Consider the following 24,257-nt stretch of genomic DNA (forward strand, 5'->3'; position numbering starts at 1 on the left):
TCTTACTCTTCTTCCATGATAGCTTTTAAAGGAAAACCCTTTTCTCTAGCCAATGTTTTAACCTGAGCTACTTTTGTAGAGGCAATCTCATGGGTATAAATACCACATACTTCTTTGCCATTGTTATGAATATTTAGCATTATTTGAGTAGCTTGGTCAACTGTTTTTCTAAAAATTTTTGTTAATACATCAATAACAAAATCCATAGTCGAATAATCATCATTCAACAATAAAACCTTAAATTTTTTTGGTTCTGCTACTTCTAAATTACTATCTAATTCAATTTCTAATTCGTTTGCCAAAATAATACCTTCTAAATTCATTTATTGTATATATTATAACAAAAAACTCCTAATGAAGGTAAAACAAATTGTTTATTAAATAATTTAAAGATTTTTTTATTTTTTGATATAATCCCCTTTTTAATAGATTGGAGAGATATGATTTTATTTATTAGTGCAACAAATACAGATGTGGGTAAAACCTATGCATGTGAAAAAATTCTAAAACATTATTCAAACAAAGGTTTAAAGGTTGGATATTTTAAACCCTGTGAAACAGGTGTAGTTAATAACACACCTCTTGATGGAACAAAAATGCTTGATTTAGTAAAAAAGCTTAATCCAGATTTTGATTTAGATATCAAAGATGTTGTTCCTTATCAATTTGAACTACCAGCAGCACCCTATGTTGCAAAAAAAGATTCTGATATAAATATAAACTTTTTAAAAAAACAAGTTACTTTTTTAAAATCTATTTGTGATGTATTAGTGATTGAAGGAGCTGGGGGCTTAATGGTTCCAATTAAAAAAGATTTGTTTATAATTGATTTGATTAAAGAATTTAATGCAAAAGCTGTATTAATAAGCCCATCTAAACTTGGTTGTATAAATGACACCCTACTTTCAATTGAAGCTTTAAAAAATAGAAATATCAATTTTGATTGGTATATAAATCTTTATGAAGATAAAGATAGTTTTGATGAAGTAAGTAGACCTTTTTTAGAAGATTATTTTAAAGAATTGAAGTTTTTAGAGGATTTAGATTAATACTAAATCCTCTCTTTTATTTTTGTATAATAGTATGCAAATAGAAAAAATCCAGTACCTATAAAAATTGTAATTAATTCTAAAGAGATTAAATCTGCCATAATACCTATAAAAAACGTTGTTAAAATATTTGAGACCATAAAAATCATATCATTATAGGAAATAACTCTTCCTAAATATTTTTGTTCAACATTTTCCTGAAGCAAAGCATAGGTGTATGACCAAATAGTTGTAGTCATAAATCCTGTTAAAAAAACTGCTATTAATGCATAATAAAAATTAAACTGCAAAATTCCCCAAAGAATAATTGCAACTCCTTGAAAAATAAAAATATATGTTAGGGTATCTTTATTTACTTTATTTGTTATAAAAAATGGACCAATCATAAGAGCAAGGGCTCTTATTGCATTTGTAATTCCTATTGCTAAAGGAACAGCAATGATTGTTCTATATTCATTTTTTGCTAAAAGAGTAACCAATGTGTCAAAGGCAGTTAAACCAACAGATGAATGAAGAATAATCAGATGTAAAACTATTTTATGATTTTTTATATATAAAAACCCATCTTTTATCATTGATGAAATTTTCTCTTTAGTATGAATAATCTCAACTTTAAAATCAATATTCAAAAATATAATTATCGCAGCTAGAAAAAATAAAACATCAATAATAATTGCTATTTTAACACCATATGCATTTACAACTAAACCACTTATTCCCATACCAGCGGCATAAGTAAACGACCATATTATTGAGTGTATCTCATTTGTTTTTTGTAAAGCTTTTCCAGTAACTAATTTTGGAAGTAAAGACATCTCTGTGGAAAAAAACATTGAAGCACTTCCCATTCTAATAAATATTAGAATCATCAAAATCCAAATCTCATCTTTTGAATCAATGGTAAGAAGTAAAGTTGTCATAATAAGTTCAGTGGACAAAAGAACTAACATTAAAGATTTAATTTTAAATCTATCAATTATTGCACCTGAAAGGGGAGCTATTAATACAGCAGGAAGAAGATGCATTGCTGTTACAACTGAAATAGCAAATGCCGATGAACCAAACTCTACAAGCATGGTATAAATTGCTACATTAGAAAACCATGCACCAAAGTATGCAACAAATTGCAAAAGTGTAAGTTTTCTAATAATAGGGTTATTCGCTAATAATTCATAATAATTCAAGTCTTACTAAAGCCTCTTGGTATACTGCAGAGCTTGACAGTTCATCACTTTTGTAGTTAGTTAAGTAGTTTGCTTTTTTATTTCCAGCATATAACACTATACAATTTTCTTTTATATCATCATCAAGTTTAACAATAAAATTTGCCTCTCCAAAAGATGTTGAAGCTTTTACTTCATCACCCTCATCAAAACCACATTTTGAATTTAAATATAAATAATTGTCACTTTCAAATTGTGAATTTAAATTCTCTTTTCTCTTCCCAAAAAGTAAATAAAATTGATTTTCATCTTTATCTTCATATAAATTATCAACTTCTAAATCTTCAAGAAAATTAAAGTTTTCTATATGAAAGTCTCTTTTAGGATTTAAGTTTTTATAGTAATTCACGGCTTCATCTTCAGAGATTAAATCTTCAAAATCAAATTGCTCAAAAAGATATTTTGTAAGTTCATATTCTGAGATTGTATTTGTATTTTTATTTTCTATATTATTTGAAATTGCTTTAAACTCATGACCATAAGAAAGCCTAACATCTTTTTTAGTTTTAAAATTAGACGATGGAATAATAACATCCGCATATTCACATGTATCATTAAAAGTTGTTCCAAAAAATATAACAAAACTATTTTTTAATCCCTCTATAACTCTTTTTGTATTTGGAGCAGAAACTACAGGGTTAGCACCTTGGATAAAAACTAAATCATATTTTGAAAAATCCACTTCTGGTAAATCAACTTTATTTAAAGTTTGCGATTGAAACTTTTTTTCATATCCAAAATTTGAATCACTTAAATACCAAACTCCACCCTTATCTTTATTATGAAGACCTATAAAAGCAGCAAAAGAATCTATTGCCCTAAAAATATTAGCACCTTCGTAATATTTTTGTGGACCAATTCCTAAAAGTATAGAAACTGATTTTCCTTTTATTAATTCAAACATTTTAGAGACATCACTTAATGAAATCCCAGTTGTAGCCTCATAAGAGACAATAGGTCTTTCTTTTGCTAATTCAAAAAAATCTTCTGCACCACTTGAATTATTTTGTATAAACTCTTCATCTTCTAAATCTTCCATATATGCAAATCTAGTAAATAAAAGTGCTAATTCATGGTCAGTTTTTGGATTAATTTGAAAATGAATTTCACTTTTTTTTGCAATTTTCGTTTTAACGGGATCTATAGTAATAAAAGTTTTATCTTTAATTAGATTATACATATGGGGAGAAGTAACAGTTAGATTTCTTCCCCAAACAATAATAATATCTGAATCAATTAAGTTTTCAATTGGTGGATTTATATTAAAACCTCTACCTAAAGAGATACCTTCATCCCCTGCACCATCGCATAAACTTCCTTTTGTAAGTGTTGCACCATATTTTGCAAAAAAAGATTTAGGTGAACTTTGCATAACTCCTAAATTTCCAGCACCTTTATAGTAAAGTACCTTTTTAGGCTCTGTCTCTTCTAACTTCTTTATTAGAAAATCAAGTGATTCATCTAAATTAATTTTTTGTTTATTTATAAAAGCATTTTCTAAAAAATCTTCTTTTAATAAATTTGCAAAATTAACACACAATTTTGATTTTGTAATTGGGTGTTCTTTATTTGCTTTAATATTTTCTCCATCTAAAATAGCTTCACAAGTATCAAAACAGTCAAGTGGACAGGCAATTGTATTTAAATTATTTAAATTCAACTTTTACTAACCTAGAAAAAACTTTTGGATTATCTATAACAATTTCAACTTTATAAGAAGAGATATGTTTTTCATCTGCTACTTTAAATATTTTATTTATTTTTAGAGAACTTTCTTTACCATCAAGATATATTTTTTTAGATTGTATTTTTTCAATCTCATCAATTGGTACAAAAATCTCTAGTTTCCCTTTACTTAAATCTTTTGATTCATAAAGTAAAGTCCCTGGCGTAACGTAAGTTCCCTCTTTAACTGCTATGTTATAAATATAATTGTTTTTTTCAACAAGTTTTTTATTTTTTATACTATCTTTTAAATTTGCAATTTTTATTTCAATATCAGCTTTTGTTACTTGATAATTTATCACTTTGATTTTTTGATTATCTTTTTCATATCCAGATTTAGAAGTAACTTTTAAAAGTCTATTATAGTTTTTTTCTTCAACTTTCATCATCTCTTCAATAGCTTTTAACTTCATTTTTGATTGTTCTAAATCTATTCTATCAACATAAGAATCTATTTCAATTACTTTTGTATTTTTTGCTTTTTTACCCTCAATATTACTGTTAGAAAAAATTACTTTCCCACTAACTGAAGATTTTACTTCAAAACTTTCAATTGGCTCTAATTTTGCATAATATTCACTTGCAAAGGCTGAACCTAACATAACTAATATCACTAATAAATATTTCATATTTACCTCTTATAAATTTAACTGTGTAATTTTTTCTAAAATTTTCTTTTTTAGAACTTTAAATTCTAAATTAGATTTTTCACATTCAAAAATTAGATTATCAAGTTCATTGTCCCTTTTTAAATAAGGAATCAAAATTTTCATTAAATCTAATTTATCTTTGGAAGACTTAATCAACTTGCTTAAAGATGTTTCTTTTATTTTCTTTTTTGATTTTTGAAGTTTAACGTAAATATATAAACAAAATATTAATAAAACAGATAAAGCCCCAAATAAAAAATATTTAATTTTTTCGACTAATGGAAACTCTTTTTCCATAAGTACTTTTTCCTCTTTCTCAATTGGCTTTTGTAAAACTACCTCTTTTTGTTTTTCCCCATTTACTTTTATTTTAAAACTTTTGCTTTTTAAAACTTTTACTTTATTTTCTTCTTTATTAAAAAATTTTAATTCAAAAGGTGGTATTTCAAGTGAAGTATTTGGAACAATTGAAAAAACTTTTGAGTATTTTCCCTCATATTTATTATCTTTAAAATTTGTTTCAACTTCTGCTTTATTATCATAAATTGTTGTATTTGGGATATCAAGTTTAAAATCTTCTATATCATCAAAATTTCCAAAACCAGTAATTTCCAATCTATAATTAATTGATTCACCTAAATTTATCGCATCTTTATCAATGCTTGCATTTAAAACAAAATCTCCAATTAAAGTTACATCACTTGGAAGAGCTTTTACATTGAAGCTTAAGTTGTTTGAATATACTTTTTCTAATTTTGGAGCTGAACTAAAAAATGTAAAATTTGAAGAGCTATTTGTATCAACCATTTGAACATCAACTCTTAAGGGTTTAATATGTAAAACCCCACTTTTTTGAGGGAATAAAAGGAAATCCAACTCTTGAACATTATATCCATTCTCTTCATATCTTTTATTAGAATTATCGATTTTTTTATACCAAAAATTCTCAAAATGAGGTGGTTCAAAACCTAAATTAGTTATTTGTAAACCTCTTTTATATTTAAAAGTTAGTTTGACTATTAATGATTCACCTACATAAAGTTGCTTTTTAGATGGGGTAATTGTTAAGTCAAAATTATCAGATTTTGTTTTTTGAATCTTTCGTTCTGATACTTTTTTCTCTTCTGATTTAATCTCTTTTCCATCTATTTTAAAAACAAAAGGTGGAATTGTGAAGCTTTTATTAGGAACTATTCTAAATCTTTTTAAAATCTTTTCATCATAATTACCATTTATTATTTGTAAAGATCTTGAACTACCTAAATCTTCAACTGTAAAGCCATCTATTTGTTTAATTTTAGGGAAATCAACAGAACTACCTACTGCTTCATACTCAAAAATATAAGATTCACCATTTACAAAAGAATCTGGAGCTTTTAGTATCACGCTAGCTTGTAAAAAAAATGGAAATAATAAAAATGAAAAAAAGAAAAAAAGTTTTTTCATTAGAACTCCAATGTTCCTTCAATAGCAAAATTTGCTCTTGAATCTAATTCTGCGTGGGATAAAACTGCTACTTGTAATCCAAATTTTTCATAGATTTCTGAAATTCTTTTTCTTAATAATGGGTCTACAACCATGGCAACTTTGCTAAATCCTTTTGCTTCAACTTGTCCTAACATCTCTTTTGTTTTTGTTACAAGACTATTTATCTCAGCAATTGATAACATTAATTGAGAAACTCCATGTTGCTCTTGAAGTTTTCCAATAAATTGTTGCTCTATTTCAGGTTTAATTGTAATAATATGTAAAGTATTATCTGTATCTTTAAATCTATCGGTAATAAGTCTATAAAGTTTACTTCTTACATGTTCTAAAAGAATATCAGGAGCCTTTGTAAACTCTGCAATATCTGCAATTGCTTCAACAATAGTTAACATATCAACAATTGGTATTTTTTCATGTAATAAATCTTTACAAACTTTTAATAAAGAACCATAAGAAGTTACTTTCATAGCCTCTTCTACAACAATTGGGAAATCTTTTTTCAAGCCTTCAACAATATCAACAATATCTTGTCTAGTAATAATATCTTCAGCATGTTTTTTTATAATTTCAGAAATATGTGTTGAGATGATTGTTGGAGCATCAACAACAGTAAAACCTTTCATTAAGGCATCTTCTTTTTGTTCCACATCAATCCATGTAGCATCTAAATTAAATACAGGTTCTTTTACCCTTAAACCTTTTAATTTTTCATTTCCTACTCCACCCATTGCTAAAAGTTTATTTATCTCAACTCTACCTTTTGCAATAGGAATTCTTTTTAAATAAAGTTCATATTCATTTGGTGATAAACTAGGATCATCTGCAATTCTTATTTGTGGAATTATAAATCCAAGTTCAGAGGCAATAGTTTTTCTAATTGCCCTAATTTTATCAAGAAGTTCTGAATCACCTTGAACAAGTTGCAATAGTCTAATACCAAGCTTTAATTCTAAAACTTCAAGTTTCATGATATTTTCCATAACTTGTTTTTCATCAGGAACAGCAGCTTTTCTTTTCTTCTCTTTTAAATCATCAATATTTGCACTTGGTTCAATCTTAGATGTTGATTTAGCTGCTGCAGGTTTAATTAATCTTGTAATCGCGTTATCATGATTATTCTCAATCATATAAATTGCATATCCAATAAAAACTAAAAGAAGTCCCATTATCATTAAAATACCAGTTGGAAAACCTGGAACAAAACCAAAAAGAACCATACCAATTCCAACTAAAATTAATGATTTTGAATCTTTTACAAGTTGAGCAACTGATTGATTTGCAAATTTATCTTCATCCATATTAGAACGGGTAATAATAATAGCTGTTGCAGTTGAAAGAATAAGTGCAGGGATTTGTGCTACAAGTCCATCACCAATAGTTAAAATTGCATAAATCTCACCACTTTCACTAACCGTCATATCATGTTGAAAAAGACCAATTAATAGTCCCCCAATTAAGTTTACAAGTGTAATAATAATACCAGCAACAGCATCACCTTTTACAAACTTTGATGACCCATCCATTGCCCCATAAAAGTTTGCTTCAGTTATAAGCTCTTTTCTTCTTTGTTGTGCCTCTTTATCATCAATAAATCCAGCATTTAAATCTGCATCAATTGCCATTTGTTTACCAGGCATAGAATCAAGAGTAAATCTTGCAGTAACTTCGGCAACCCTTGTTGCACCTTTTGTTACAACCATAAAGTTAATAAGTACAAGGATAATAAATACAATAATACCAATTACCATATTTCCACCAACAACAAAATCCCCAAATGCAGATATTATAGAACTTACAGCTTCAGGACCATTATGCCCTTCACTTAAAATCGACCTTGTAGTTGCAATATTTAAAGATAGCCTAAATAGGGCTAAAATAAGTATTATTGTAGGAAAAGTTGTTAAATCAGCTGGTTTTTGAATATATAATGAAATAAGTAAAATAAGTAGCGATAAAGATAAAGAAACTATCAAAAAGAAATCTAGTGCACCCTTTGGTAAAGGAACAATGATAATCATAAGAATTGACACAAAAAGTGCAACTACAAATAAATCTTTTGAAAAAAACCTTCTTAAATTCATCTACTACTTTTTTATTCTATCTAACAAAATTAACTAAAGATAATTCATTCATCTTGTTTATTGTTGAATAAAGTGCAGTGTATGTTAACTCCAATGCTTTTGCTTCAACAGCTACCTTTGATAAATCAGCAGCTCCAACTTCTTGAGATAATATATTATATTGAGTTACTTTTGCAGAAATTCTTTCAAGTGAAATTTCAAAAACTTGATTTCTTCCACCAAGTTTTCCATGGGCAATATTCATACCATCATAAGCTTCACCAATTTCATCTAAACCATTTTGTAAAGCTGCTCTTGCAACATCATCCTCCACGGGATTACCATCAGAATCAAGTTTTTTAAGAGCATTAATTATTGAATCCATTGTATCAAAAATATTTTCTTTTGCTTCAAATTTTGTCCCATCAACATTAGGAACAGTAATTGTAAAATTATCAGTTGAATTGCCAGATATAGTTAAAGTTTCACCACTTGCATCTCCATTTGGCTTATATTCTACTAATTGTATTGTAGAAAAACCACTTATTGTACTTGATGATGTAGTTGTTGCAGGTAAATTTATAGAATAAGGATCAGATTCTGTTCCTGTTCCTGAAATATCACCTGAAGCAATAATATCCCCTTGATCATTAACAAGTTCACCAGAACCATTAATATTCCAAACAGTACCATTATTATCAATTACAGATTGTCCTGAAGTAAAAGTTAATGCTCCACTTGTAACTTCTGCAGAGGTTTCAATTTTCCACTCATCTCCATCTTGATCAACAATTCTTTGATTTTCTGTAAATTCTAGGGTATCACCTTTATAGGCACTACTAGTCGAATAGAAAAAAGCTTCAAAACCATTTGCACCTCTTTCTCTATATTCACCATCTTCAACTGCAACTTTTCTTAAAAGAGCATCACCATTATATGTTACTTTTCCAGTTGTTTCATCCATAGAAAAAGCTTGAACTGAAGAATCAGAACCAGCAAATAAATATTCACCTTCAACCTCTTCATTTGCTAACATATATAGATTTTGTTTCACACCTTCTAAATTTGTTGCTATTGCAAGTCTTGCAGTATCATCGGTTGTTGCATTTAGAGCTTTTATAACTTCTGTTTTTGTGTAAGAAACTAGATTTTTTGCATCAGCAAGTGTTGAATCACTTGAGTTATTTTGGGCAGTTGTTTTTTCAATCTGAAACTTTAAACCCTCATACATTCTGATTTTATCATCAATGTAAACTTCCCTTGAATAGATATTAGCATCATCACTACCATCTTGAAGTTTTTTACCAGTACTCATCTGATAACTAATTCTTTGTTGCTCATTGTTAAGATTATCCAATCTATACATTGTCGTTTGCGTTGACCTTATCATTTGAATACCTCCTTAAACTTGTGTACTATCTCGTTAAAATTATACTGTTCTTTCATACTTTGTGTCAAGAAATCTCTAACTTTATCTTTTCTAGCTAATGCATCATCTAGTTCTGGGTCCATTCCTGGTTTATATGCACCAACCCTAACTAGAACTTCATTCTCTTTTATTAGTGATAATATCCTTTTTAGCTTTAAAAAGTCATTATAATGGTCATCAGTAACAACTTTGTCCATTACCCTTGATGCAGATTTTAGAATATTAATAGGTGGATAAAAACCTTGTTCAGTTAAATCCCTTGTTAATACAATATGCCCATCTAAAATAGACCTACTTTGGTCAGCAATTGGATCATTCATGTCATCACCATCAACTAAAACTGTAAAAAATGCAGTAATTGAACCCTTTGCATTATTTCCTGCACGCTCCATTAATTGAGGTAATAAAGCAAATACAGAAGGTGGATATCCTCTACTTACTGGTGGTTCACCTGTACTTAATCCAATCTCCCTTTGTGCCATTGCAAACCTTGTTACAGAGTCCATCATCAAAAGTACATCATGCCCTTTATCCCTAAAAAATTCTGCAATTGCCATTGCTGTAAAGGCACCATATTTTCTCATTAATGCTGATTCGTCAGAAGTTGCAGCAACAATAATTGTATTTTCCAAATCGTCATTTAGATTATAATGGATAAATTCAGGGATTTCACGTCCCCTTTCACCAATTAATGCTACAACTTTTATCTGTGCTTCACAACCTTTAACAATCATACCCATCAACGTAGACTTACCAACACCAGAACCAGCAAAAATTCCAACTTTTTGACCTTTTCCTGCTGTTAACATTGAATCAATTGGTTTAACTCCAGTTGAGAATCTTTTATCTATAATTCCCCTTTCAAGGGCTGGCATTGAGAGTTTATTAATAGCTGAACTTTCTTCAAGATTTGTAATTTTACCTTTATCATCAATTGGTTCACCTAAGGCATTTACAACACGTCCTAATAAACCATATCCACTTTTTACAGATAAACCCTCTTTTTGTAAATAAACCTTATCATGAATTCTAAAACCATCAATAAAAGAAAAAGGTACAATTGTGAAATCTGATGATTCAATTGATGCTACCATTCCTAAAACAGTATAAAGGTGTGCTTGGGACTCAATTTTTACAATATCTCCAACAGCAACCTCTATTCCAGTTGCTTTTATTGTAGTTGTTGAAATATGTTTAATTCTACCAAAAGGTATTGATAAATCTTTTGTTTCAATACTATTTAACAATGAATCAATATCTATCATTACATCTCATCACACATTTTTTTATAAAGACTATCTTTTGTATTTTCAAGATCCTTACACTTATTAATATATTCATCTTTTTTAATATTATTACCAAACTCTTCATATAATTTTATAATAGAATAATATGTTTGGGCAAGGTCATTTGGTCTTATTCTTCTTGCATTTTCAATTGATTTTAAAAGTAATTCTAAGGCTTTTTCATTGTTATTATTAGTTTGTTCAATTTTTGCTAATTCTAATTCTGTAAAAGGGGAATAAACATAAGCTTTTAAGGCATTTTGTTTATCATAAAGTTTTGTTAAAATCTCTTTTGCTTTTTCTTTCATATCATTTTTTATTAGATACAAATAATAGTTGTAATAAAAATCTATAATCATTGGATTATCTTGATTATTTTCTATAATATCTTCATTTTTTGAGGCAAAATTAAAATATCTATCAAGTGAAACTGAATCATTTTTTTGTTTTAAAAGTAAAAATTTATATAAAAATTCTTTACTTAATACCTCTTTATCATCCACCATTTCAACTTTATTTGAATAATTTTCTGCTTCTTCAAAATCCCCTAATGAAATAGCCATTCTTTCTAAGTATAAATATATATTTGCATCTCTTGTTGAATTAAAAGTATCTTTTATAAGTAGATAAGATTTTTCAGATGGAGCTTCAACCATACACTCAAAAAACTTAAACTTTAACTCTTCATCTTTTATTAATAATTCTAAAGTTTCATTTCTTGATGTTTCTAAAGCATCTTTAAGTAAAAAACATTTACCTGTACGTAAATAGTTTTTTATCATCTCTATATTAACTTCATCAAAAATTGCATTTATAGAATCATAACCAAACCTATTTGCTATTGTATTTGATATTTTGTTATATACTCTTTTTGATTTTAAAATAAGTTCATATTTCTTTTTGGCTTTATCATTAAGTAACTCTTGTAATAAAACTTTTTGCTGCATCGCTTCAGAAGATTGGTATTTTGTTGCTAAAACAGCAGGTTCTATTTTTCCTTCTCTCATAACAATTTCATCGAGATACATTTTTGATTTTTCAAAATAAACCCCATCAGGAAAATCATTTATAATATCTTTATATAATTCTTTTGCCTTTAAAAGATATTTGTCGGTTCTATCATACATACTCATATATGTATCAGCAAGCTTAAATTTGAAATCTTCAATTGAAGAGGGTTTATTTGTTCTTCTTAAAAGCTCTTCTAAAATCTCTACTGCAAACTCTGGCATTCCAACCTTTGTAAGTCTATTTACTTTTTCTAAAGCAAGAAAAGAGTCATCAGCATAATAATCCATATTTTTTTGAAGAACCTTTGAGATTAACTCATAGGCTTCATCCCTTTTTCCATCTAATATATACACATCAAATAGCTCGTCGGCAACAATTGTAGCAACTAAAACATCAGTTGTTTCAGTTAAAATCTTATATAAAATATTAATTGATTTTCCATAATCCCTTTGATGCTTATAGATTTTTGCTAAATATATTTTCCCATAGGCTTTTGTAATTGGATTATTAAAATTGTTTATAATAATATTTGCAAAATAAATTGCATCTTTTGATTTATTTGTATTTAGTTTTAATTCAATTAAAACCATATAAGCTCTTGCTAAATCCTCTTCATAAATTCTAGAATCATTAATTGCTTGTTCTAACTCTTTTGAAGCTTCAAGAATTAATCTTTTTGTTTTCTTTTTTAATGCAAGTTCAGAATACACTACGATAAGTGCAGAATCTAATATTTTTATTGTATTTTGACTTTTAAAAGCCTCAATTTGAGTGTAGGCTTCATCCACCTTACCCTCTTTTGCAAGTTGTCTTGCATGGTTAATAATCTCAAAACCATCTGAGATTGCTCGTTTTCTTCTTTGGGAAATTTGTTCCCCTGAAGAATCAATAAAACCATAATAAAAATCTTTTTTTGCAAATAATAGTGTTGAAAAAAACAAAATAAATATTATTAGTAACTTCAAACTTTACCTTCTTTTTTTATTCTTTAACTCATATACATATGAAAATATCTCAGCCATAGCTTTATAAAATTCACTTGGTATCTCTTGGTCTATCTCTATTTGTGAATAAATAGACCTTGCCAATGAGGGATTTTCAATAATTGGAATATCATTTTCCCTTGCAATATCCTTTATTTTTAAAGCAATAAAATCTATCCCTTTAGCAACAACTTTTGGTGCACTATTTACTTTATTATCATATTTTAATGCAATAGCATAATGTGTAGGGTTTGTTATTACTACATCAGCATCAGGTACATCTGACATCATTCTTTTCATTGCCATTTGCATCTGAATTTTACGGATTCGCCCTTTTACTTGAGGGTCCCCTTCCATATTTTTAAATTCATCTTTTATCTCTTGTTTACTCATTCTAAGAGACTTAAAATAGTAATACCTAGTAAAATAAAAATCTATTATAGCAAAAATAATTATAATTAAAAGTATTGCGGCAAGGAAATAAGCTACCAATTCTACGATTGAATTAATAGTATTCATTAACTCTTTATCCATCATTGCTAAAAATGATTTGTATGTAAACATCAAAACAATAAACATCACTATTACAATAATAGTAAGTTTTAATGTTAACTTTAAAGCCTCTAATGCTTTTTTTAAACCAAAAATATTTTTTAAACCTTTTATTGGATCAAGTTTTTGTAAATCAAATTTTAAAGGAGTTACTAAAAAACCAAATTGTGCCCAGTTTGTTATAAGCGCAAGTAAAATAACTAAAGTAAAAATTGGAAGTAATGTTTGCAAAACGGTAGTAACAGTTGTATAACCAATTGAATAAAATACATTCCCGGTTAAATCTTGACCAATAAAATTGTATGTATATATCATCAATTTTCTAATGGCATCAACTGCTGATTCAGAAAAAAACAATAAATATACTGAACCAAAAAATAAAATCGCGGCCCCAGTAACTTCCATAGATTTAGGAACATTACCCTCTTTTTGGGCATCTTCAATTTTTTTGGACGTGGGCTCTTCGGTCTTTTCTTCTTCTTCGCCAGCCATTATTCAAACTTTGTTATAAGATAATTTGTAAAGCTATCTGTAAATACTTCCATTGCAAGTATTAAAAATACAAATATTAATGCAAATTTTAGCTGAAAAGTGATTACAAATGGTGAAAATGCAGGCATCGATTTTGTTCCATAACCATAATAAATATCCATAATAAAACCAATAAAGAATAAAGGTAAAGCAAAGGCAAAAGCAAAGGCAAACATCCTTTTAATCTCATCAATTGCTATTTGAATACCATCATAAGAGAAAATATCAAAAGCCCCTAAATGAATTATAGAAAAACTTTTTGATAAGATTACAATTGTCATTTCATACATACCTGTTTCAAAAAAAAGCATTAAAGCAACCCAATATAAAAGTCTACTAACTAAACCTTCATTTGAACCAGTTGCGGGGTCAAACATACTTGCCATAGATAAAGCTGTAGAATAACCAACAAAATCCCCAATAATTCTAACAGAAGCAAAAACTACATTTAAAAACATTGCTGCAATTAAACCTAAAGTAATCTCTGTTACAAGGGCACCTAAAAATTCATTTTGGGTAAAAACACCTTGTAAATCAACAATTGGATATAAAAAAATAGTTATATAAAAGGCTATTCCAACTCTAATTGTAGCAGAGATTGAAGTATGCCCAAAAACTGGCATAAAAGCACAAAAAGCTAAAATTCTTGCAAAAAGAAGTAAAAAAGAATAAAGGGTTTGCTCATTGAGTAGTGATATTAACTCTAACATCTACATATAATTTAAATCTTCAGTTGCATCCTTATTTTGAATAATAGATTCAATTACTTCATCTGAAGAGTGGGATTGTGGAGTATTCTCGTTATTTGAATTTTGCTCATTAGAGGATTGATTATTAGAGCTCTCATTTTGCATATTAAAATCAAGACTTATTGTTGTTTGTGGATTATTAAAGTTTCTATTTAAAGCATCCCTTAACATAGATTGATTTTCAACAAAGGCATCATGAGTTGAAGATTGAGATAAACTCATACTAATCGATATAGCATTTTCTCTATCTGTTTTCATTAAAATAGCAATATGTCCCAATTGAGCAGGGAATAGATTTAATCTAAATGCTGTAACAGGAGGCTTATAGTTTTCATACATATTTCTAGCCACATCTGACATCATACTTGACATTTGTTGTTGTGCACCGATAATTCTATTTTGTATAGTCATTGCCAAATTTGGATTTACATTTAAATTAACAGTCTGTGTCTCATTTGTTGAACTTATGCTTGAGTTTGATGATGAAGAATTAGTTATGCTATTTGAGGCAATTTTTTGAGACTCTAAATTTTCCGCTGCTCTTTTAAGTAACTCTTCAACATTTAAATTTTTATTGAAAGCTAATTTATCTAATAAAGAGATTTTACTATCTAAATTTGCTTTATTATTAGATTGAGGTTCTGCTTTTGTTGAACTTTCATCAATTTCAACGGATGCATCTTCTAAATTTAAATTTAAAATATCTGCACCTTTTTTTACATCTTCAATAGAAGTTCCATCTTTTACAGTTTTTACACCCTCAGTTTTATTTGAAAGCATTTGATTATATATTGAATTTTTTTGAGAACTTAAATATATATTTGTTGCAATATCATTATTATTTTTATTTAAAGTTCCTTGTTTAGTAAAATCACTCTCTTGTAAATTTGGATTTTTAGCAGATATTGTTTGAGCTTTTGCATTATCAAACAATCTATCCATTAATGATTTAGATTCTTGTTTTGAACTTTCGACCTTAACATTTTCCTCTTTATTTGAAGATTCATTCAACTTTGCAATATCATCTTTTTTTAGATTTACAGTTTCATCTTTAGTATTTAAAGCTTCTTTTTCTAAATCAGAAAGCTTATTTTGCGTTGTACCTGAACTTGTTTGTGAAGTTGATTGTGAAGCTGTAGTACTTTGTTGTGTTGTATTTTTTTCAACAGAACTATCTGTTTCTTCAGATACTTTATTCACAACTTTTGCATTATTTATTTCAGCTTTAATCTCTTCTTTATTTGAATTATTTACCTTAGTATCTTCTTTTGAAACTACAGTTTCAATATTCTCTTTTTTTGTTAAAGTTATATCTTTTTCAACTTTTTTAGTATCACTTAGAGATTCATCTTCTAATTGTACATTTTTAGTTGTTTTAACTTTATTTTCAGTTTCAAGTTTAGTTTTTGTATCTTTTTCTTCTATTTTAGAATCTGTTTTTTCAAGTTCATCAAAATTTATTTCCACTTGAGTTTGTGTAGTACCAACAGTTTTAGAACTATTTTCTTCTACATTTTTATTATTTGTTTTTATCTCTTTTTTTGCTTCATTTACTAATTTATCTAATAATGAACTTGTTTTTTCTGTTTCAACTTCAGGTGTTGAAGAAGAAAGGTTTTGTTTTCCTACAATTTCGTCTGTTATAGAAGAAGAATTATTTTGTTTTTCTACTACTATTTCATCCTTTAAAGTTGAAGAGGTATTCTGTTTTTCTGTTTTTGGTTCATCTATATTTTCTAACGTTTTTGAACTAATCTCTTCTTTTGCTTTTGTAATTAACTTATCTAATAAAGAAGAATCAGGCTTATTATCTTTTGTAGTTTTATTTTTTGTTTGTTCATCTTTTTCTTCTAAAACTACTTCTTTTGTACTTACTTTTTCATTTTCTTTTGAAGTTTCAATATTTGTTTTATCAGATGTTTTTAATTTTTTTTGTTCTTTTTCAATGGTTTCTTCAAAAGAAGCAGTTTGCTCTTTTGAATCAACTTTTTCTACTATATTTTCTTTTGTTTCTGCAGTATATAAATTTTTTGATTTTGTTTTTTGATTTGCTTCTAAAACCATTCTATCCAACAAAGAATTGTTGCTAGAGATATCTTTAGTCTTAGGTTCTAGATTTTGTTCTTTAGAATCTTTAGGAAGATTATTAACTTCTTTTTTTGAATCTTCTTTTTCAGAACTTTTATTTTGTGATACTTTATTCTCTTGTGTGTTATTTAAATCTTCATCTTTTGTTTGAACTTGTTTGTTTTTATTATTGGTATCAGTTGTAGTTGTTTGTTTTGACAAATCAGTATTTTGTTTAGATTTTTCATCTGATACATTTGTATCTTTTGTTTGAGTTTCTTCTTTTGAACTTGCAAGTAAAGAATCAAAAAGAGATAATCCCTCTTTTTTTTCAGTTCCATTACTTTTTGTCCCAGAAGAACTATTAGTATCAGTTTTTGATAATGATAAAAAATCTATTTCTTTTGTCATCTTTTATGCTTTTAAAATCTCTAATGTTTTAGAATCAATATTCTTATGTGTATTGAAAGTTGCAACATTAGCTTCATATGACCGCATAGCTTCAATTAAATCAACCATCTCAACAACTGGGTTAATATTTGGATATGCAACATAACCCTCTTCATTTGCATCGGGATGAGAAGGTTCGTATTTCATAATTGGATCTGCATCATTTTCTACTATAGATTTTACACCTACACCTCTTAATTCAGCACTTGTATTTTTATTATTTGTTTCTTGTAAGTTGTTATTAAGATTTTTAGTATTATTAACTAAAAGCTCTTCAAATACAACATTTTGTTTTTTATAAGGCCCGCCAGCTTCCGTGTGTGTAGTTTTTGCATTTGCGATATTAGCACTTACAATATTTATTCTTGTTCTTTGCGCACCCATTCCAGAGGAAGCAATATTATATCCATCAAATAAACCCATCTAAAGCCTCCAATTAAACTTGCATTTTACTGATTTCTTTATAGGCATTAATAGCTTTATTTTTCACTTCTAATGCTAATTTTAAAGATAATTCAGCTTCTTCAATTTTTTGAACAGCTTCTTGAAGATTTTTAACATTTCCAGTTGCAATACCTTCCATTGCTTTATAACCTTCAACTTGACTAGTGTTAACCTCTTTCATAGCATCATTTAACATCGATGAAAAAGTTGCACCATCATTTTTTTGCGTAGGATTTGCTTGGGTCTTTGCTAATGAACCAATTGAGTTTGCGATTGAAGAAATATTCATCTAAATCCTTAATTTGTTTTCTTACCAACGTTTTGTGCATCTTGCACACCAAGTTCGGCCATCATTGCATTTATTTTTTCTTCATTATATTTAAAGTTTAGCTCTTCTCTTTTAGCATCTAAGTTAAAAAGTAAAATTATCAAAGAAAGCATCATATTTGAAACTCCTTTAAGGACAATAGTTACACCTATAATACCAAAAATCATCTCTAAAGGTGTGTAAAGGTCAGCATTTACCACAAAGAATATTAAAGTTGCAAAAAAGCCAGTGGCGATGTAAAGTCTAAAAACACCACTATTAATTACACTTTGTGAAAATCTTTCTACTACCATAGATTACCTATGTAAAATAAAAAAATATTTAATGTTGATGCACACACAAACAAGCCTTACTTTAAATCATTTAGTAATGTATCAATCACCTTTTGTAGTTCTTTAGTTATTTGATCATGTTGAAACTCATGAACAAATAGTTTTCTTAATCTTGACGTCGTAGAAATATTAGCTGATGTCGAAACATTACCTATATATTTTACCATAAAATTTGGATTTAACAAATTTTTTTTAGCTAAATTAACTAAAGATTTAGAAATTGTCTCACCAATTTGATAACTTCTTGTATGATTAAAGCATAATAATAAACTTTTTTTATCAATAGAAAGTAATTTCATCAATGCATACACATCAGTTAAAGCAGATGGGTCAGTTGTAGTAAGGGCTAAAATATTATCTGAAACTGATAAAAACTCTTGAACATATTCATTTAAACCAGCACCTGTATCAATTAAAACAATATCATAATTATTATAATCTTTAATATCATGAACAATTCTACTTAAAACAAGTGAATTATTTAAATTAGCATATTGATAACCACTTTTCCCTGCAATTAAAGATAAATTTGAATAAGCTGTATTTGAAACAACCTCACTAATTGAGTTTCTACCTTCAATATAATCAAAAAGGGTTAGCTTAGGCTTTAAATCGAATAAAACTTGTAAATTTGCTAATCCAATATCAGCATCAATAACAACAACTTTAAAACCTCTCTTGGCCAATAAATAGGCAATATTTGCTGTAAAAGTTGATTTTCCAACACCACCTTTTCCAGAAGTAATTGTAATAACTTTTGTTTTACTAATATTATTTTTTGGTTTTGTTAAATTAATTAATTTGCTAGCTTGAGAAGAGATTGAGTTAAACAAATATTATCTCCTTGCGCAAGAATTATTCATAAAACAATCAATTAAAAAAGATGAATCAGAAACAATTAAATCATCTGGTACATTTTGACCAATTGAAAAATATGTTATCGATTTTTTTGTTTTATGTGCAAAAGAGATTAAATTCCCAAAACTTCTAGTTTCATCTAATTTTGTAAAGGTTAAAAAATCAATATTCAATCTTGAATAATTTGTATAAATATCAATTAAGTCACTATGTTTTACATTTGCTGGTAAAACCAAAACCTTTTCAATCGGTAGTTCACTAACTCTATTTTGATACTCATTTACAAGTTCAATTTTATCTACATCATATTGACTAGATCCAGCTGTATCAATAAAAATATAATTACAATCTTTTAATCTTAATAAAGCTTCAACTAACTCTTCAGGCTTCTTTACAACTTCTAAAGGAAGCCTCATAATGTTTGTATATGCCTGTAATTGTTCTATTGCACCAACTCTAAATGAATCTAAAGTTACAATTCCAACTTTATAGTTTTGCCCTAACTTATAAGCATATCTAGCAGCTAATTTTGCAATTGTTGTTGTTTTCCCAACACCTGTTGGTCCAACCATCATTATAATTTTTCTTTGATGTTTTCTTAATGGAATCTCTTGTTTTATAGGTATAATTCTTCTTAAAATTAATTTGAAAAAATCATTTACTTTTTTTGGATTTGCTTTAAGAGCAACAGGTAATTGCTTTATTGTTTTTTTCATAATTGTATATGTCATCTCTTGATCAAACTCATTTTGTTCAAAAAGATTATAGATATCAACAAACTCAGGTGGAATAGTTAAATCATATAGTTGACTTTTAGGATCCCATAAAGATTTCTGAACCTGCATAATGGCGTCTTGCATCTTAAGAATCTCTTCTTTAAAATCATAAACTTTTGCATTAAAACTTGTTTGTCCAGATTGTTTTGGTTTTACAGAAATCTGTTTTGTAGACAGAGAAGATTGTTTGTGTTCATCTTCAATTGCGACAACAACTTCGTACATATCTTTTGTACCATCATTTGCACTTGATATTTTTTTTGTTGATACTACAATTGCATCCTCTCCACACTCATCTTGAGCATTTTTTAATGCAATAGTTGGTGTCTCACCTAAAAAAGAGAGCATATTCATTGTAGTCTTCCATCTTTATAAATTTTTTCAATTTTTCCATCAATTTTTTTTATTTTAATATATTCATCATTTTCATAAACAACCTCACCAGGTCTTTCAACTTCAATAGCTCCAAAATTAAATAAAACTGATTTTTTTGTATATTCTTCAACATCTTTTGAACAAAGAATTGTACCTTTTCTTAAATACCTTTTTGCTAATAATTTATTTGATTTAAAATTAGATATTTCCAAAGGGATGCAGTATTTTTTTACACTTGACACATTTGCTGGTATTAACATTGAAGCATCAATAATCTCATGATAATCTATATCTTTTGTTGTTTTTACTACTTCAATTGCACATAAATTTATAGAAAAAAAAGCGATAACTAAAAGGGTTTTAAGCCTTAACATTAAAAAAGTTACCCCCGTTATTGTCTGTAATTTCATCTACTATATCTTTATACATTTGTTGAATTGGTTGAACAATCATAGCTAGTTTTCTATTTAATTCATAAAGTTTTTTTAATTCTGCTTCTAAATTGTCAACTTGGTCTCTGTAAATATTAATATCAACTCCATTTTGTAATTCGTTGACAATCTCTTGATTCAAACGTTTTTTGTATAATGTAATTTTTTCAATCATTGATTGTTTTTCATCATTTCGGTTTAAAAGTTCAGCGTGTTTTGCTTGTTTTATATCTTCTATATCTTGAAGTATATAATTTTGCATTTTATTTACTAAATCAATCATCTCTTTTACAATAGTTTCAACCATAATTTACTCTTTCACTTTCGTTCTGATAAAAAATTATAAAGCATATCACTTAAACCAACTGTACCCGTAGATTGCCTTGCTACAGCTTCAGTATATAAACCTTTTATAATATCTGAACCACTTCCTTCACCTGCAATTGGAGTAGATTTTAATGAAATATCTAAAAGTTGTTGCATAAAAAAAGCTTCAAAATCATCTGTAACTTTTCGCAAATTTTCATCTTCTAATTTTGAACTATCAATGTTTTTATATTTATCAGTTGGATTAGCTTTAATAGTGTTTATATCAACTAAATTTGAATTTATTTCCATTTTTACTCCACCCTGTCAAAGAAATTTTCTTCGCTAAGAAGTTCTTCTTGATTATCTTGTGAGAAGAATCGCATTTCAACTCTTCTATTATCAGATGCCTTTTCACTTTTAGGATGATAAGAAGCATACGCAGAAACTTTTAAAACAGAAGGGTCAATTCTATTTTTGATAAGCTCTTTTACAACTTCAATTGAACGTAATGCAGAGATATCCCAATTATCTCTTGGTATTTTATCATCTTGATATGGACTAGCCGATGTATGTCCTATAACTTCAATATTATAAGTTTGAGGCATAGTTCTTATCACTCTTGCAATTTTAGCAATAAATCTTTTTGCATTTGTATTTGTTAAAAGATATTCTCCCTCTTCAAAAATTATGGTTGAGGGGATATCTAAAGTAAACTCATTTTTCCCTTTTTCTAATTTTATTTGCTCTGTCTCTTCAACATTACTTTCATTTAATTGTTCAACTAAATCAGAAACTTCTTCGGCAGCTTGTTCCATAGCATTATCAGTAGAATCAACACTGTCATCTTGAGAATTACTATTTTGGGTTGAATATTTTTCAGATTGAGTTTCAACATCAGTTGAAGCATCAATAAAACCCATTGCTTTTCTCATTACATCAAAATACTCTTCTACCTTTTTTTTATCCATAACTGCCATAGATAAAAGTAAAATAAAAAAAGTTAATAGAAGTGACATTAAGTCACCAAATTGAACTAGCCAACCTGGTAAACATTTTGGACACTCTGGACATTTATCTTTTGCCATAAGCTTTTTTTCTACTCTTCAATATCAACAAGAATCGAATTTAGTTGCATTTTAATATTACCAATTGATTCTTCAGCTGCTATCATTGTAGCACCTTTTATAATAACTTCACAAGTGTCAACTTCTTTTTTATGCTTTTGAGCAAGTTTACTCTCAATAATACCTGCAAATAAAGTACCAATTAATGCACCATACATTGTTGTAAGTAAGGCAACGGCCATAGCTGGACCAACGGCAGCTGGATCTGAAAGGTTAGCAAGCATAGCAACTAGACCAACAAGAGTACCAATCATACCCATTGCTCCAGCAGTACCACCAACATTACCAAATAATCCAATCATTGTCTCATGTCTTTTTGACATATATTCTAATTTTGTTTCTAATAAAGGTTGAAGAGTTTCAGCTTTTGTTCCATCAACTAGTAATTGAAAAGCTTCTTTAAAAAAAGGATTTGATTCTTCTAAAACTTTTTGCTCAATATGCATTACACCGTGCTTTTTAATCTCGGTAGCATAAAAGGTGATTTTTTCAACTAATTCAGGTAATGGTTCAAATTTCACTTCATTTAAAGCTACTTTCATTGCAGGAGTAACTCTTTTTAAATCACTAGCTTCAAATTGACCTGCAGTTACAGCTATTGTACCACCAAGAACGATAACAACTGAAGGGATATCAATATAAGGACCAAATCCTACACCACCTAAAATAATCGCAAGGGCAACAAGGGCCCATCCACCACCTAAACCACCAGCTGTACTCTTATCCATATGCTAAAATCCTATTTGGCTTAATCTTGTTGAGCCATTTCCAATATTTTTAACTTTTAAACCAAATTTTCCTTCAACAATTACCGCTTCACCTTCACCAATTTTAACACCATTTACTAATATTTCAAGGGGTTCATTAACCATTTGTTCTAGTTCAATAATCTCACCAATATCCCATCTTAAAATATCTTTTAATAAAAAGTTTTTGGTACCAAGTCTTACGCTAAGCTTTAATTTTATATCAAATAATAGTTGTAAATTCTCAGCAGACTCATCTGATAATAAAGAACTAATCCCTAAAGATGGTGTATGAGAAGAAGAATTTGTATTTTTTACATTATTGTTTGTTGAAGCAATGGTAGCTTCTACTGCAACTTCTTCTTTTCCTGTAATTCCAGATAAATATGGTAATGCTAATTCATCAAAAGCAACATAAATAGGTAGTTTTTCCCCATCTAAAGTTAAATCAAAAAAATAACTGTTTTTTAAATCTTTTAATTCACTACAATCTTTAATAACTGAGCCTAAAACTTCAGATTTTATTGATGAAATATCATTAAAACCTTGGGCATTTACACTAGTACATAAACTACCACAAACGTTAGCTATTATCTCATTTACTGCATCTGTAATCTCATCATCAATATGTTCTTTTAAATCTCCCATACCACCTAACATGAAATATTCAAATTTTGTTGCAGTATTTGTTGGTATAAAAAATTTCCACGTAGATGAAATATCTGCAAAATCAAATTTAATTGATACTTCAATACACTGAGAATCTTCCAAATCCTGAGCATTTGATTCATTTACAGAATCTATAATTACTTTTTTTGAAAGTAATTGCTCAAGGGTATTGGCTAATTCATCTTTTAAAAAACTTGATAAATCTGATGCCAAGAAATAACCTTTTTATTTTTACTAATTGTCTTTTGCTGACTTTTCTAATTCACTTAAGATAAAAGCTTTAACTTTCATCATATCTTCTGTAGGATATTTGTATTCAGCTTCACCTCTGGTTACTTTTACAAAAAAATCTTTTGAATTTTTGTTATAACCAAATCTTACATTATCCAAAATAACTTCATTAGGTTCAGTATCTTGAGGACTTCCTTGAACTTTTTTATACTGATCATCTTGAATCACTTTTTCTTTATCGTCAACTTCTTTTACAGTCTTGATTTTTTCCACATGATTCGTCTTTGCTTGATCTATTTCAGCAATTCTTCCAATTTCCATAATACCCTCCTGTAAAAAGTATAGAGTTGTAGATATTATATCAAAAAAAGATTAAATTAA

General features: G+C 28.1%; 25 protein-coding genes. 1 reads left to right on the top strand and 24 read right to left on the bottom strand.

Features of this window, described 5'->3' with window-relative positions; all coding sequences use genetic code 11:
• Positions 1-2: 2 nt before the first annotated feature.
• On the bottom strand, positions 3-302 hold the full coding sequence (clpS, locus tag FDK22_RS12100; RefSeq protein WP_138153234.1) for an ATP-dependent Clp protease adapter ClpS: 300 nt from the start codon (positions 300-302) through the stop codon (positions 3-5).
• Between the two features lie 138 nt (positions 303-440).
• Between clpS and bioD the strand changes: the two genes are divergently transcribed.
• Positions 441-1,049 carry a dethiobiotin synthase gene (gene bioD, locus FDK22_RS12105; protein ID WP_138153235.1) on the top strand — a complete coding sequence of 203 codons (609 nt, stop codon included), beginning with the start codon at positions 441-443 and terminating at the stop codon, positions 1,047-1,049.
• Between the two features lie 2 nt (positions 1,050-1,051).
• On the opposite strand, the gene FDK22_RS12110 is transcribed toward bioD, so the two are convergent.
• From FDK22_RS12110 to FDK22_RS12220, 23 genes are read right to left on the bottom strand one after another with little or no spacing between them, the layout of a single operon-like run.
• Positions 1,052-2,233 carry an MFS transporter gene (locus FDK22_RS12110; protein WP_138153236.1) on the bottom strand — a complete coding sequence of 394 codons (1,182 nt, stop codon included), beginning with the start codon at positions 2,231-2,233 and terminating at the stop codon, positions 1,052-1,054.
• On the bottom strand, positions 2,220-3,932 hold the full coding sequence (locus tag FDK22_RS12115; protein WP_138153237.1) for a molybdopterin-dependent oxidoreductase: 1,713 nt from the start codon (positions 3,930-3,932) through the stop codon (positions 2,220-2,222). The genes FDK22_RS12110 and FDK22_RS12115 overlap by 14 nt, the downstream gene beginning before the upstream one ends.
• Positions 3,919-4,626, bottom strand: a complete 708-nt coding sequence (locus FDK22_RS12120; RefSeq protein ID WP_138153238.1) for an efflux RND transporter periplasmic adaptor subunit — start codon at positions 4,624-4,626, stop codon at positions 3,919-3,921. Before FDK22_RS12120 ends, FDK22_RS12115 begins: the two co-directional genes overlap by 14 nt.
• A 9-nt stretch (positions 4,627-4,635) precedes the next feature.
• A complete protein-coding gene (locus FDK22_RS12125) occupies positions 4,636-6,093 on the bottom strand; it encodes a BatD family protein (RefSeq protein WP_138153239.1) in 1,458 nt (485 codons plus the stop codon).
• Positions 6,093-8,216 (bottom strand): flagellar biosynthesis protein FlhA, encoded by a 2,124-nt coding sequence (gene flhA / locus FDK22_RS12130; RefSeq protein ID WP_138153240.1) that lies wholly within the window; start codon positions 8,214-8,216, stop codon positions 6,093-6,095. The genes FDK22_RS12125 and flhA overlap by 1 nt, the downstream gene beginning before the upstream one ends.
• Before the next feature lie 16 nt (positions 8,217-8,232).
• A complete protein-coding gene (gene flgL / locus FDK22_RS12135; RefSeq protein ID WP_138153241.1) occupies positions 8,233-9,585 on the bottom strand; it encodes a flagellar hook-associated protein FlgL in 1,353 nt (450 codons plus the stop codon).
• Positions 9,582-10,889, bottom strand: coding sequence for a flagellar protein export ATPase FliI (gene fliI / locus FDK22_RS12140; protein WP_138153242.1), 1,308 nt, complete (start codon positions 10,887-10,889; stop codon positions 9,582-9,584). The genes flgL and fliI overlap by 4 nt, the downstream gene beginning before the upstream one ends.
• Positions 10,889-12,886, bottom strand: a complete 1,998-nt coding sequence (locus FDK22_RS12145; RefSeq protein WP_138153243.1) for a tetratricopeptide repeat protein — start codon at positions 12,884-12,886, stop codon at positions 10,889-10,891. Before FDK22_RS12145 ends, fliI begins: the two co-directional genes overlap by 1 nt.
• Before the next feature lie 3 nt (positions 12,887-12,889).
• Positions 12,890-13,948 carry a flagellar biosynthesis protein FlhB gene (flhB, locus tag FDK22_RS12150; protein ID WP_138153244.1) on the bottom strand — a complete coding sequence of 353 codons (1,059 nt, stop codon included), beginning with the start codon at positions 13,946-13,948 and terminating at the stop codon, positions 12,890-12,892.
• Complete coding sequence (locus FDK22_RS12155; protein ID WP_138153245.1) at positions 13,948-14,697, bottom strand: flagellar biosynthetic protein FliR; 750 nt, start codon at positions 14,695-14,697, stop codon at positions 13,948-13,950. Before FDK22_RS12155 ends, flhB begins: the two co-directional genes overlap by 1 nt.
• Positions 14,698-17,214, bottom strand: coding sequence for a hypothetical protein (locus FDK22_RS12160; protein ID WP_138153246.1), 2,517 nt, complete (start codon positions 17,212-17,214; stop codon positions 14,698-14,700). It lies immediately after the preceding gene.
• Between the two features lie 3 nt (positions 17,215-17,217).
• Positions 17,218-17,676: a flagellar basal body rod protein FlgC gene (flgC, locus tag FDK22_RS12165; RefSeq protein ID WP_138153247.1), complete on the bottom strand. Its 459-nt coding sequence runs from the start codon at positions 17,674-17,676 to the stop codon at positions 17,218-17,220.
• Positions 17,677-17,689: 13 nt separating this feature from the next.
• Positions 17,690-17,986, bottom strand: coding sequence for a flagellar hook-basal body complex protein FliE (gene fliE, locus FDK22_RS12170; protein WP_138153248.1), 297 nt, complete (start codon positions 17,984-17,986; stop codon positions 17,690-17,692).
• An 8-nt stretch (positions 17,987-17,994) separates the two neighbouring features.
• Positions 17,995-18,318 (bottom strand): hypothetical protein, encoded by a 324-nt coding sequence (locus FDK22_RS12175; protein WP_138153249.1) that lies wholly within the window; start codon positions 18,316-18,318, stop codon positions 17,995-17,997.
• Positions 18,319-18,374: 56 nt separating this feature from the next.
• On the bottom strand, positions 18,375-19,190 hold the full coding sequence (locus tag FDK22_RS12180; protein ID WP_138153250.1) for an AAA family ATPase: 816 nt from the start codon (positions 19,188-19,190) through the stop codon (positions 18,375-18,377).
• Between the two features lie 3 nt (positions 19,191-19,193).
• On the bottom strand, positions 19,194-20,345 hold the full coding sequence (gene flhF, locus FDK22_RS12185) for a flagellar biosynthesis GTPase FlhF (RefSeq protein WP_138153251.1): 1,152 nt from the start codon (positions 20,343-20,345) through the stop codon (positions 19,194-19,196).
• Entirely contained in the window at positions 20,342-20,776 is a 435-nt protein-coding gene (locus FDK22_RS12190; RefSeq protein WP_212745006.1) for a hypothetical protein, read from the bottom strand. The genes flhF and FDK22_RS12190 overlap by 4 nt, the downstream gene beginning before the upstream one ends.
• Positions 20,727-21,104, bottom strand: coding sequence for a hypothetical protein (locus FDK22_RS12195; RefSeq protein WP_138153253.1), 378 nt, complete (start codon positions 21,102-21,104; stop codon positions 20,727-20,729). The genes FDK22_RS12190 and FDK22_RS12195 overlap by 50 nt, the downstream gene beginning before the upstream one ends.
• 11 nt (positions 21,105-21,115) lie before the next feature.
• Positions 21,116-21,415: a hypothetical protein gene (locus FDK22_RS12200; RefSeq protein WP_138153254.1), complete on the bottom strand. Its 300-nt coding sequence runs from the start codon at positions 21,413-21,415 to the stop codon at positions 21,116-21,118.
• Positions 21,416-21,417: 2 nt separating this feature from the next.
• The gene (locus FDK22_RS12205; RefSeq protein ID WP_138153255.1) at positions 21,418-22,191 is read right to left on the bottom strand and encodes an OmpA/MotB family protein; all 774 of its coding nucleotides are present in this window, start codon (positions 22,189-22,191) and stop codon (positions 21,418-21,420) included.
• Between the two features lie 11 nt (positions 22,192-22,202).
• Positions 22,203-22,958, bottom strand: a complete 756-nt coding sequence (locus tag FDK22_RS12210) for a motility protein A (protein ID WP_138153256.1) — start codon at positions 22,956-22,958, stop codon at positions 22,203-22,205.
• Positions 22,959-22,961: 3 nt separating this feature from the next.
• A complete protein-coding gene (locus FDK22_RS12215; protein ID WP_138153257.1) occupies positions 22,962-23,858 on the bottom strand; it encodes a FliM/FliN family flagellar motor switch protein in 897 nt (298 codons plus the stop codon).
• Between the two features lie 21 nt (positions 23,859-23,879).
• Positions 23,880-24,197, bottom strand: coding sequence for a flagellin (locus FDK22_RS12220; RefSeq protein ID WP_138153258.1), 318 nt, complete (start codon positions 24,195-24,197; stop codon positions 23,880-23,882).
• Positions 24,198-24,257 lie beyond the last annotated feature (60 nt).

The sequence above is a fragment of the Arcobacter arenosus genome (assembly GCF_005771535.1).
GTDB classification, from domain to species: Bacteria; Campylobacterota; Campylobacteria; order Campylobacterales; family Arcobacteraceae; genus Halarcobacter; species Halarcobacter arenosus.